Annotated in this window: 11 protein-coding genes and 1 pseudogene; 8 read left to right on the forward strand and 4 right to left on the reverse strand. The window is 34.5% G+C overall.

What is annotated here, in order from left to right:
* The 3 genes and pseudogenes from SOY52_RS01310 to SOY52_RS01320 form a co-directional block, all read right to left on the reverse strand.
* Positions 1–287, reverse strand: a pseudogene (locus SOY52_RS01310) (sugar-binding lipoprotein); the annotation flags it as partial.
* A 172-nt stretch (positions 288–459) separates the two neighbouring features.
* A complete protein-coding gene (locus SOY52_RS01315) occupies positions 460–1,386 on the reverse strand; it encodes a YitT family protein (RefSeq protein ID WP_320847182.1) in 927 nt (308 codons plus the stop codon).
* Positions 1,383–1,958, reverse strand: a complete 576-nt coding sequence (locus tag SOY52_RS01320; RefSeq protein WP_320847183.1) for a TIGR00730 family Rossman fold protein — start codon at positions 1,956–1,958, stop codon at positions 1,383–1,385. Before SOY52_RS01320 ends, SOY52_RS01315 begins: the two co-directional genes overlap by 4 nt.
* Positions 1,959–2,122: 164 nt before the next feature.
* Here SOY52_RS01320 and SOY52_RS01325 point away from each other — a divergent pair, with 164 nt between their 5' ends.
* From SOY52_RS01325 to SOY52_RS01340, 4 genes are all read left to right on the forward strand, one after another.
* Complete coding sequence (locus tag SOY52_RS01325; protein WP_320847184.1) at positions 2,123–3,610, forward strand: hypothetical protein; 1,488 nt, start codon at positions 2,123–2,125, stop codon at positions 3,608–3,610.
* Between the two features lie 90 nt (positions 3,611–3,700).
* Positions 3,701–4,060 (forward strand): nucleotide pyrophosphohydrolase, encoded by a 360-nt coding sequence (locus SOY52_RS01330; protein WP_320847185.1) that lies wholly within the window; start codon positions 3,701–3,703, stop codon positions 4,058–4,060.
* Entirely contained in the window at positions 4,050–4,808 is a 759-nt protein-coding gene (locus SOY52_RS01335; RefSeq protein ID WP_320847186.1) for a Fic family protein, read from the forward strand. The genes SOY52_RS01330 and SOY52_RS01335 overlap by 11 nt, the downstream gene beginning before the upstream one ends.
* A gap of 68 nt (positions 4,809–4,876) precedes the next feature.
* Positions 4,877–5,527, forward strand: a complete 651-nt coding sequence (locus SOY52_RS01340) for a lysoplasmalogenase family protein (RefSeq protein WP_320847187.1) — start codon at positions 4,877–4,879, stop codon at positions 5,525–5,527.
* A 31-nt stretch (positions 5,528–5,558) separates the two neighbouring features.
* On the opposite strand, the gene SOY52_RS01345 is transcribed toward SOY52_RS01340, so the two are convergent.
* Positions 5,559–6,893, reverse strand: a complete 1,335-nt coding sequence (locus SOY52_RS01345; protein ID WP_320847188.1) for a GH1 family beta-glucosidase — start codon at positions 6,891–6,893, stop codon at positions 5,559–5,561.
* A 153-nt stretch (positions 6,894–7,046) separates the two neighbouring features.
* Between SOY52_RS01345 and SOY52_RS01350 the strand changes: the two genes are divergently transcribed.
* From SOY52_RS01350 to SOY52_RS01365, 4 genes are all read left to right on the forward strand, one after another.
* Complete coding sequence (locus SOY52_RS01350; protein WP_320847189.1) at positions 7,047–8,219, forward strand: ROK family protein; 1,173 nt, start codon at positions 7,047–7,049, stop codon at positions 8,217–8,219.
* A gap of 20 nt (positions 8,220–8,239) precedes the next feature.
* Positions 8,240–9,169 (forward strand): sugar ABC transporter permease, encoded by a 930-nt coding sequence (locus SOY52_RS01355; protein ID WP_320847190.1) that lies wholly within the window; start codon positions 8,240–8,242, stop codon positions 9,167–9,169.
* The gene (locus SOY52_RS01360; protein WP_320847191.1) at positions 9,169–10,065 is read left to right on the forward strand and encodes a carbohydrate ABC transporter permease; all 897 of its coding nucleotides are present in this window, start codon (positions 9,169–9,171) and stop codon (positions 10,063–10,065) included. Before SOY52_RS01355 ends, SOY52_RS01360 begins: the two co-directional genes overlap by 1 nt.
* Before the next feature lie 168 nt (positions 10,066–10,233).
* Positions 10,234–11,567 (forward strand): ABC transporter substrate-binding protein (locus SOY52_RS01365; protein WP_320847192.1); only part of this gene is annotated, 1,334 nt, incomplete at its 3' end.

An 11,567-nucleotide genomic window follows, 5' to 3' on the forward strand; every position in this document is an offset into this window, starting at 1 on the left:
ACGTCACCAATGCAGAGTACATAACCGATAACACCATCGCCGTTTCTATCGATCTTAGCTGGATCTGCTTTTGCGAGATAATCTGTAATGAGCTGACCCTGAACAGCACCACCAGCTGCAGCATCGAAACCTACATAGTAAGTCTTATCATTCCAGTTCATAGATGTCATATCAATTTTACCTGTTGTTGGATCAGAAGGCTGTCTATTGAAGAATACAAGAGGCTTATCCTTATTGAGAGTAACACCTGCAGCTTCTGCACTACCATTTGCGAATACACTTGTCATTGCAATTAAAGCAACAAGAGCCAAAACAACCAATTTTTTCATTTTTGTCCTCCTTTTATGACTTATGAAAAAAACTTGTTTTATAATTCTCGTACAGTTTCCAGATAAATGCAACACTTTTAATGTGAATTCATCTTTTTAACATATTCTTCATAAAAAGTTCACCAAATTGTTAAAAATTGGAGTTTATGTTTGAAGTAACATCATTGTTTTTGATTTCTATCATTTTTTCCATAGGAGTAAATCCTTCTCCTAATACCTGGTGTGTATCTAATATGGTCATAAAAGCATTTTTATCAACTTTATGAACAAAACGAACTAATTCTGAAATGCTGTAATTGGGAAGAACAACCATTAGAACTGGCTTTTCTTCTCCAGAATATAATCCCGTTGCTTTAACAATTGTTGCTGAGCGATCTAAATTGTTTATTATAAAGTCACCAATTTGATCTAATGATTCAGAAATAATAAAAGCAGTTTTAGCATATCCTGTTCCCATTGAGATAACAATTTTATTGATAACTATGGAAATAATGTAGCTAACAATTATTGCAAATAAAGCACTCTCCAAACTGAATACAAATGCAGAAATTGCAATAATAAATCCATCAACAATTAATAGTGCTGTACCTGTAGGTATGTGAGTGTATCTTGCAAGAATTAATGCAACAATATCTGTGCCTCCAGTATTACTGCCAGATTTTAATACTATTCCAATACCAAGCCCACATAGTACTCCACCATATAAACAGCTTAGCCATATACTCATCTCTTTTGAATAATCTAATACTCCATCGTAACCGAATATTCTACACCAAAGGGATGTAAATAATGATAAAGCAATTGTTCCAACTAGTGAGTTCAAGCCATATCGTTTTCCAAAGAGTTTAACTCCAATGAGAAAAATAGGAATTGATAAAAATAAAATGGAAGTACCCACATCAAATCCAAATAGGTGGAAAAGTATTGTGGCAATACCTGAAACTCCTCCAGGTGCAATTTTTGCAGGGTTAGTAAATAGGGTAATACCCAAGCCCGTAATTGCAGAGCCAATTAAAATATAAATGTAATCAATAACTATATGTTTTATCTGTTTCATATTTTTGATGGTAAAGTTGTCTTTCTTGTTTTTATTTCTTCGATTATTTCATCTGGGTCAGTTTTTACAATTAAAGAATTTAATACTTCTTCTCTTAAAAAGCCTTTGATGCAACACTCTTTTAAGAAGGAGAGTAGGGTATCGTAGAACCCATTAATATTGTAAATTGCAATATTTTTTTCATGGTATCCAATTTGCTTCCAAGTAAAAATTTCAAAAAACTCATCAAAAGTACCAATGCCACCTGGGAGAATTATAAAAGCATCAGCAATATCGTATATTTGCTTTTTTCTTGCATGCATATCTTTTGTAACAATTAATTCATCTTCTACCTGCTTAATTTTTACCTTTTCATTGTTAAAGATTTCAGGGAGTACTCCTATAACATGTCCATTATTTGCTTGTACTGCTTCTGCTAATGCTCCCATTAATCCACGATATCCTCCTCCATAGACAAGGCTAATATTATTTCTTGCAAAAGCTTTACCTAAAGCTTTAGTACTTGAAATGAAATCATCATTATTTCCAAAAGAGGAACCACAAAATACAGCAATTTTCGAGATATTATTCATATCCTTATAATATATAAAAAATATTTATTACTCAAACCTCATATTTTGTTACTATAAAAGTGTTGGTGTGTTATTTTTATGTTAGCATAAATATGCTTGCCCTTTTTATGAATAACTTATTATAATTTATAACTAGCGAGGGGATTTTCCCCTAGGAGGTTTTAATGAAGACCAAAAGGCTCATACTATTGATTGCAGCTTTATTTCTTATTGTAACTCCATTATTTGCAGCAAAGGTTGCTGTTACTTGGGAGTGGTTATTGTCAGATCCTGATGTTCAGTATTTTAGATATCAGGTAGGTGGTGAAGATCCTACAAAGTGGGTTGTCGTTACAAGTGATGTAACATCCTATGAAGAACAAGGATTAGATGGAAGTGGCTCATATACGCTATATCTCCAGCAATCATATGATGGAATTTATTGGTCTGTATCAGCAAGTGCAACATCAATGCCTATTGTTCCAGAGACCCCAGAAATCGAAGAGCCATCAATCATTGAAGAGGCTCCAGTTGAAGAAGTTGTAATTCCTGAACCTGTCGTTGTAGAAGAACCTGCAGTAGAACCAGTATATGGATCTATTTCAGTATATGGATATCCTCTTTCATGGAAGTTCGTTCCAGGAACAATTGAGATTACCTATCCATCATTTGTCTTAGATGAAGAAGTTGAGCAGTTTATCGCATTTACAAGTGTTAATAACGCTCAATACTTTGATGGTGTTTTCTATGATATCAAGGAAAGTGGAAAAGCTGTAATTACTCTTCCTGAAGCTGCTAGTTATGAAGATGTTGAGTTTGTTGGAACACGTGTAATTTCTGATCTCTTTGATTTTATCAACTTACTCTTTGCGCCTAAGGCTGCTGAAGTTGAAGAAGTTGCTAATACTCTAGAACCAGATAAGTATTCAATTCCAGTAATTACATTACCTGAAGATGTTGCATCTCCTACATCTGCTAAGACAGAAGAAGTTGTAGCTGAACCAGTTGTTGAAGAAGTTGCTACTCCTGTTGAACCAGCTCCTGTTGCTGATGAAGTCGTTGTAGAAGAATTACCAGTTGCAACAGTAACAGTTGAACCTGTTGTAGTTCCTGCTATTAAGAGTGAAAAAGCACCATTCAGATTTACTCTTTCCTTAGCAGGTGGTGCAGGTGTTAACACTCCTGATTTCAAGACTCTTGGAAAAGAATTCAAACTTGGATTAGGAATGGGATTTGAAAATTTCATTTCATTTAATAAGACTGTAGGACTTTCATTACAGCTTAATGGTGGAGCAGACTTAAAGTTTGCAAGCTTCAAGAATCTATTCTCAAGCTTTAATAATGTAGTATCTCTTTCTAGTTACAGTAAAGACTTATATGCTGAAGCACTTCTTGGACTTACATTTAACTCTGCTAAGTTAAGAACACACCTTAGTGGTGGTGCTAGATTTATCTTTGCTGGTGTAAATGAAGATAATATCCTTGGAAACTGGAAACTACTTAATAAACAGTTTGGTATCACAGTTGCTCCAATGGCTAGTTTTGGCATGCGCTATGACTTTACTAAGCATTTTGGTATGGGACTCGATGTTAACTACGCATACATCATGACAAAGTCAAGTAACAATGCTCACGATATTGATGGCAGAGTATACATGTCATTAGTATTCTAAGTTTATAGTTTAAGTATTAACTCGGAGGCCTTTGGGCCTCCCTGTTTTTTGTTGACGCATTTCAAATGAACAAGTATATTAGTTTGATATATGGTTGAGGATATAGTAAAACAGGTAGAAGATTTCGTTGAAGAGCGAGACTGGAAGCAATATCATAATCCCAAGGACTTAGCAATCTCAATTTCATTGGAAGCAAGTGAGCTTTTAGAATTATTTCAATGGAAAAGCAGTGAGGAAAGTGTAAAAAAGTATCCTCAAGAGATGAAAGAAGAACTTGCTGATATACTTATCTATTGTATTCAGTTTGCTTCAATAATGGGTTATGATATAAAAGATATCATTACTTCAAAGCTTAAGAGTAATGCTGCAAAATATCCTGCTAAGCTAGTAAAAGGAAAAAAGGAGAAGTATACTGAGTATACTCAAGAGGTTTTAATCGATGAGAAATGATGAAGTTAATCGGTGTGTAGACTACATCCGGTTTACATGTGAACTGGAAGGTTTTTCGCTAACTGAAGGTGATGAGGCGATAATACGTGACATCTTAGAAGGTGAAAGCACAGCCGAGAATGCTATTAGAGCATATATAGATAACAATAATTTAGATACAAATTATGAAGCAGTAGAAGACGAACAAGCTTTTTATGATGGTACTAAATGTCTTGTTAATTATTTCAATATCAAAGATAGAGAGCTTTTAAGAGCAACTGAAAGGTTTTTTGTAAATGTAAGAACAGCAGAGTTGTTTGTTTCTCCATTGAAAATGCATCTTTCTTTTTCTTATCTCCAAGCTATACACAGTAATTTGTTTGGTGATATTTATCCTTCAGCAGGTGAAATAAGAAATACTCAAGCTTCAAAAAGTAAAGAGTTTTGTCATCCTGCGCAGATTCAGAAAATGGCTGAGGAAATATTCCAAAAGTTATCAAATGATAACTATTTAAGAAATCAAACAGATAGAGATGATTTTATTAATGACTTAGCTTTCTATATGGGTGAAAGTGAAGCATTACATCCATTTAGAGAAGGTAATGGTCGTGTAATTAGATTCTTCTTCTATGAATTAATTAAGCAATCAGGGCACGATGTTGATTGGTCTGAAGCCGATCCTGATAGAATGCTAGAGGGTGCAATTGCGGCAATCGATGGTGATTACCAACCCCTTGTTGATGTATTTGAGGAAATATTAATAGAGTAGTAATCCAAGCTTTTAGTAGTTAAATCTATTAAAAGCTTTTTCTTTATTTATATGTTAAAATGCTAGATATGAATTATCTAGTTTGTTGTTTAGCTTTATTATTTTCTATATTAAATCTTTACAGCGTAAAAATTGGAAATAAAAAACTTAAGATGGCTACAAAGCCATTTTTAGTTCCATTAATTTTTATTTCATTTGCACTTAATTCATCTGTAATCGGCAATAGATGGCTGTTGTTTCTAATTGCCTCATTATATTGTTGTGGCGATATATTATTAATGTTTGATAATAAATACGCATTTTATATTGGTGCAATATCCTTCGCTTGTGGTCATATTTGTTTTGCTACTTACTTTATTCTTTTTAACTTTGATATTGTTTTTGCATTTCTTGGTTTAGTTTTATACCTAACTCATCTATATTTTCATGTTAAGAAATTAAAAAGTGTTAAAAAGGATATTAAATTAGAATTAATATATTCCTCTTTGATTGGAATACTTTTTGTTTCAATATTTGGTTCATTGAAATTAGATTTAGTATCGTTTGATTTATTTGCAGTTGTAGGAATAATTCTTTTTGTTTATTCAGATTCTAGAATTGCTTATTCAAGAGTAAAAATAATTGAAAAAAATGATTTTGAAATAATGCTAACATATATTCTAGCAATAATATTAATTCTAATCTCAGTTGTTTATATGAGAGGAAGCTTATTAATTTAAGAGGCTACCTAATTTGGTAGCCTCAATACAATCACATATCGACTTCGCCATAACCTGCGATAACATCACGATAGAAATAAGCACTATCTTTTGGATAACGTTTTAGAGTTTTATAATCTGCATAAACAATTCCAAAACGTTTTGAGTATCCTTCAGTCCATTCATAATTGTCAATAAAAGACCAAACAAAATAACCTCTTAAATCAACTCCTTCCTTAATCGCCTGACTGCAAGCTTTAAGATGGTTATATATGTAGTTTATTCTTTCTTTGTCGTGAACTCTGTTATCAAGAGTCAGCTTATCATCCTCTGCAGATCCATTTTCAGTGATATATAGAGGTGTATGGTTAGTATATTTATCCAACCATTTAAGCTGTCGTAGCAGACCTTCACAATCACAAGGCCAACCAATATCTGTTCTTCTTTCCCAAAATGGCTGTTGCTCAAAACCAAGTGGTTTAGATTTTGATGCACTAACAGGGTACTCATTGTAGTAGTTAACACCAAAGAAATCGACCTTAGTACTAATTAATTCCATATCACCATCTTGGATAGGGAAGGTAATACCATATGTTTTAGTTAAAATTTCTGGGTAACCTTTGCCGGTGTATGGCCCTAAGAATGCTTCAGTTTCAAGTGCTCTTGATAGCTTAGCTGCATCAATATCACATTGTTTTCTAGTTGCAGGACGAGGAGTTTGTGGATTAACAGTGATACCAATTGGAGCTTTATAGCCTTTTTCACGATAGTATTTCATTGCAAGTCCATGAGCTAAGTTAACATGGTGAACTGCTTTTGTTGCAAGATTCATATCTTGATATCCAGGTGCATGAGCTCCATATAGATAGCTTAACCATGTAATACAAAATGGTTCATTTATTGTAATCCATGAATCAACAACATCTGAAAGATTATCAAAAAGAACTTTAGCATATTCAAGGTAATCATATGCAATTTGACGATTTGTCCAACCACCTTCATCTTGCAGGCTTTGTGGAAGATCCCAGTGATATATGGTTGCATATGCTTTCATACCATGTTTATGTAGCTCTTTGCAAAGATTACGATAGTATTCAATGCCCTTTGGGTTAACTTCTCCTCTTCCATTTGGAATAATTCTAGGCCAAGCAATCGAGAATCTATATGCTTGAATGCCAAGACTATCCATAAGCTCGATATCTTCTTTATATCTATGGTATTGGTCTACGGATACCTTACCATCATCACCACAAAATACCTTACCTGGAATTGCTGCAAAAGTATCCCATATGCATGGCTTTCTGCCATCTTCAAAACTTGCTCCTTCTACCTGATAGGAAGCAGTAGCACAGCCAAAAAGAAAATCCTTTGAAAAATCTAAGCTCATATTAAACCTTCCTTCATAAATAGCTTATAGGTGATTTTTATATTTGTAAAGTTAATTGTACACAGGTTGAACAAACTTTCTTTTTTCCTTGACAACTAGAGAATTTGGCCTAATACTGAGTTTGTACAGTGGACGAACTTAATTGGAGGTCGTATGCCTATTAATAATAATATCTTTCAGAAGAATGCTAATACTGCACTCGTCACACAAGCTATTTGGCTATCGGGAGAAGTATCTCGTGTTGATATTTCAAGGAGCCTCCATCTGTATCGTTCAACTGTTACAAATATCATCTCCTTTTTGTTGGATTCCGGTGTTGTTCTAGAAGGGGAAACATCTTCTTCTCCTTCACAGGGCGGCCGGAAACCTATTTTATTAAAGCTCAATGATAATTTTGGATGTGTGTTTGGAATTGATATTCAGCCATCACACTATAGATTATCTATTCTTTCTTTTTCAGGTAAAACACTTTGTGAAGAAAAAGGTTCACTTGGAGAGCTTTCTTTTGAAGAAATGGTTTGGACTTTATTGAATAAAATATTTACTATCCATAAAGAACAGGTTAACACACCAGTTCTTGCTATTTGCTTTTCTATTCCTGGTGTAATAAATAACCAAACAGGGGAAATAATTTATTCTAATCCATTTAAAATTGGAAAATTTAACATACGTAACTTTGTAAAAACAAAGTACAACTATCCAATTTATGTAGAAAACGATGCAAACTGTGCAGCTTGGTTAGACATTGTTAAATATGAAGATCATAGAGATGAGAACATGCTTGTTCTTGTTGGTGATTACCATGAGGATACTAATTTATTTAATGATAGAATAGGTATTGGCTTAGGTATAGGCGTTGTCATCGATGGTAAGGTTTATCATGGATCACATTTTAAAGCAGGTGAGTTCTGTTCTATTTCTTGGTACAAGGGAAATGAAACTCAAAATGGTATCCCAATTGATGTATTAAAACGAACTATTGAGGATGAAGATGCTTATTATAAGTGGTTTTCAGACACAATGATTTCATTTGTTCCAATGATTTCTGTGATGGACTTTAAAACTATGATTTTCCACGGAAAACCTTTTTCTAATAAAGAAAAGGTAATGCAAACAATTAAACAAATTACACCTACATTACTTGATGTATTAGAGTTTGCTGGGACTAATATAGTTTTTGATTATGAAAATGACATGGTTGGTGCAAAGGGTGCTGCAATGATGTTTTTATCAAGATTATTTAGTGTTCCAGAACTAATGGAAAATAGTGATATCCCAACTTGGGATGAGCTTATTTTATTTGCAAATAGTCAAAAGGTGAAATAGGATAAAAAAAGGAGGTTTTTATGGCAGAGAAAAAAGATGCTATAAAAAAAAGGGGGATGAGCTCTAAAGGAGAGGAATTAAGGGCTTATTGGTTGTTTATTTTGCCGGGTTTCATAATGTATTTTATCGTTATGGCATTCCCAACAGTATTCTCATTATTCTTAAGTATAAGTAACTATGCTGGTGGTGCGTTATTTGGTAATACACGTAACCCACTCAAGATAATGGGCTTCAAGGCATATAAAACTATGTTTGCAGATCAATACTTTTACTTGGCTTTGAAAAATAACCTATTAATTGTATTTATCTCTGTATTTGGTCAGATTCCTCTTGGATTCTTAATGGCTTATCTCTTACATAGAGGAATGGTAAAGTTTAGAGACTTTTTCCAAACTATCATCTATCTTCCTTGTGTAATTTCAACAGTAGTAATTGGTATTCTTTGGAAGAGTTTCTTTGCTCCAAATGGTGCTTTTGTTGATTTAATTCGAATATTTAATCCTGCATATGAACCAACTGTATCAGCACATCCAATGATAAAGGTATTATTTGTAATTCTTTGGATGTATACAGGAACCTATTTCATTATCTTTACAGCTAACCTTCAAAAAATTGATACATCAATTATTGAAGCTGCAAAAATTGATGGCGCAAGTGAGATGCAGGTTCTCTCAAAGATTATCCTTCCAGCTCTCTCTGGCGTTATTGTTACAAGTGCTATCTTAGCTATTTCTGGTTCCCTAAAGAGCTTTGACTTAATCTATGTAATGACCGCTGGTGGTCCTGCAGAAAGAACAAGTGTTCTTGCTACATACATGTTTAATAAAGCATTCAAGGGTGCTCCAAACTATCCATTAGCTAATGCTATTTCAACTGTAATGATTATTATCAGCTTCTTCTTTATTGGTATTACAAAGCTTGTTGAGAAGAAATTTGGAGGTAAGGAATAATGGCAAATATTAAAGATAGAAGTTGGAAAACCCGTTTGGGTATGTTTGTTGTATATGCTATATTAATAGTATTTACAGTTCTTGCTATTTACCCTCTAATTTGGCTTACTCTGAATAGCTTTAAAACTACAACAGAATTCCAGTTAAATAAGCTTGGATTACCAGGTACAGTTGAAAGAGTAAATGCAGATGGCTCTATTACCAAATTCCGTCCAACAATTATTAACTATGTAGATGCATGGACACGTGGTAAATTCCCAATCTTGATTTTTAATTCAATTTTATACACAGGTATTACTACTATTGTTGTTATCATTTTTAGCTTTATGTCAGGCTTTGCTTTTGCAAAGATTAGACCAAATACTAAGACAACAAAGGGCTTATATGGCTCCTATGTTATTGGTATTTTGATGACATTACAGTCAATTATGGTACCTCTATTCTTAGTAATTAACTGGATGGGTATGTATGATACTAGATTAGGTGTATTAATTCCATACATCGGTATTGGTATGCCAATGGGTGTTTATCTTGCAACTGAATATATCAGAAGTATTCCATCTGCACTCGTAGAGTCTGCTAGAATCGATGGTGCAAAGTACCTTAAGATTTTCTCATCAATTATCTTCCCTATGGGTAAGCCTGTTGCTACAACGCTTGCTATTTTATCAGTAACAGGAACTTGGAATGAGTTCATGCTTATTAATATCTTAACAAGTAATGACAAATATAAGTCTCTTCCTGTTGGTGTACAGAAATTTGCTGGTGCACTTTCTTCTGACTTTGGTAAGCAGTTTGCTGCTCTTGTTATCGGTCTTATTCCAATGCTTGCTTTCTATCTTATATTTAGAAAGGAAATAACAAAGGGTGTTGCAGCAGGTGCTGTTAAGGGTTAATTATTGGTTTTATAAGTAAATATTTACAATGCTTATTGCAACTAAAATTTTGCAAATAAAATTTGACAGATTGCAAAAGGCATTGTAGACTATAGTTAGTTCAGTGAATGAACTAATAGATAAGGTAGTAATCCTCGTTTTGAGGTTGTCTGTCATAAGGAGGTAAAAATGACAAGACTTAGAAAAGTTTTAACTGTATGCTTGGTACTAGCTATGGGTATGGCTATGGTATTCGCAAATGGTGCAACAGAAAATTCCGGCACAACAACTATCCGTGTAATGAACTACATTGATATGTCAGAGCCAAACAGCATGAACGAAATTTCAATGGTATGGGATAAGTTCGCAGAACTCCATCCAGAAATTACAGTTATCAGAGAAGATTTATTTAATGAACCTTTCCACCAGAAAGTTGAAGCATATGTAGCTTCTGGTAACCTTCCTGATGTAATTTATATGTGGCCAGGTGGAAGATCAACTTCTCTCCAGACTACTCACTCAGTTAAAGATCTTATGCCTTTCTTAGAGAAAGATGGTCTTGTTTCTTCTTATAACCCAGCTTGTCTCGTACCTCAGACAGCAGGCTACCTCGCAGAGCTTCCTAATGGTTTAACAGCTTCTCACATGATGTTCGTTAATACAAAGCTCTTAAAGGACAACGGTCTTTCAATTCCTAAGACATACGAAGAACTTAAGGCAATGGTTCCTGCATTAAATGCAAAGGGTATCGAAGTTGTTGGTATGGCTAACATGGACTCATGGGTAATGCAGTCATGTCTCTTCTCAACAGTAGTTGGTCGTCTTGGTGGCGCAGACTGGTATGAAAGACTTGCAGCTGGTGAAATCAAATTCACAGATGATTGGTTCGTAAAGTCTCTTGAGCTCATTGATGATATGTATAAGAGCAACGTTATTAACCGCAATACTCTCCAGATTGGTTATGGTTCTAACCGTGGTGACTTTGCTAATGGTAAGGCAGCATTCTACATTGATGGTGACTGGTCAGCAGCATCATTCCAGACAGATATCACAACTGGACAGGCTCTTATCGCTCCAGCAGATCAGGAAGCTTACTTCGAAATGATGGCTTTCCCAGCAATTCCTGGTGAAGTTGTTCATGACACAGTATCTGGCGTAGTTGGTACAGGTTGGGGTATGTCAGCTAACCTCGTAGCAGGTTCAAAAGAAGAAGCTGCTGCATGGGAACTCATTAAGTTCTTAGAGGGTGAATATGTTCAGACTTACCGCCTTGAGACTGGTGCTTCATTCCCATCAAATCTCAATGTTAATGTTAACAAGCTTATCGACGAAAAGGGTCTTGAACCATTCGTAGCTAAGAGAGCTAACTTCTATAACAACTACACAACAACTCCTGTTATCGACGGCGTTCTCCATTCTGATGTATACAATGAAATCAACGTAGTACTTCAGGAAATTGGTCTTGGCGGATGCACACCTAGCCAGGGCGCAGCTAGAGTACAGAAAGCTTGGGAAACATGGAA

It is taken from the genome of Bullifex sp. (genome assembly GCF_034103065.1).
Taxonomy (GTDB): Bacteria; Spirochaetota; Spirochaetia; order Sphaerochaetales; family Sphaerochaetaceae; genus Bullifex.

Coding starts and splice junctions, on each gene's coding strand:
- SOY52_RS01340 (WP_320847187.1), top strand. CDS start 4,877: ATGAATTATCTAGTTTGTTGTTTAGCTTTATTATTTTCTATATTAAAT.
- SOY52_RS01355 (WP_320847190.1), top strand. CDS start 8,240: ATGGCAGAGAAAAAAGATGCTATAAAAAAAAGGGGGATGAGCTCTAAA.
- SOY52_RS01320 (WP_320847183.1), bottom strand. CDS start 1,958: ATGAATAATATCTCGAAAATTGCTGTATTTTGTGGTTCCTCTTTTGGA.
- SOY52_RS01350 (WP_320847189.1), top strand. CDS start 7,047: ATGCCTATTAATAATAATATCTTTCAGAAGAATGCTAATACTGCACTC.
- SOY52_RS01325 (WP_320847184.1), top strand. CDS start 2,123: ATGAAGACCAAAAGGCTCATACTATTGATTGCAGCTTTATTTCTTATT.
- SOY52_RS01330 (WP_320847185.1), top strand. CDS start 3,701: ATGGTTGAGGATATAGTAAAACAGGTAGAAGATTTCGTTGAAGAGCGA.
- SOY52_RS01315 (WP_320847182.1), bottom strand. CDS start 1,386: ATGAAACAGATAAAACATATAGTTATTGATTACATTTATATTTTAATT.
- SOY52_RS01360 (WP_320847191.1), top strand. CDS start 9,169: ATGGCAAATATTAAAGATAGAAGTTGGAAAACCCGTTTGGGTATGTTT.
- SOY52_RS01345 (WP_320847188.1), bottom strand. CDS start 6,893: ATGAGCTTAGATTTTTCAAAGGATTTTCTTTTTGGCTGTGCTACTGCT.
- SOY52_RS01335 (WP_320847186.1), top strand. CDS start 4,050: ATGAGAAATGATGAAGTTAATCGGTGTGTAGACTACATCCGGTTTACA.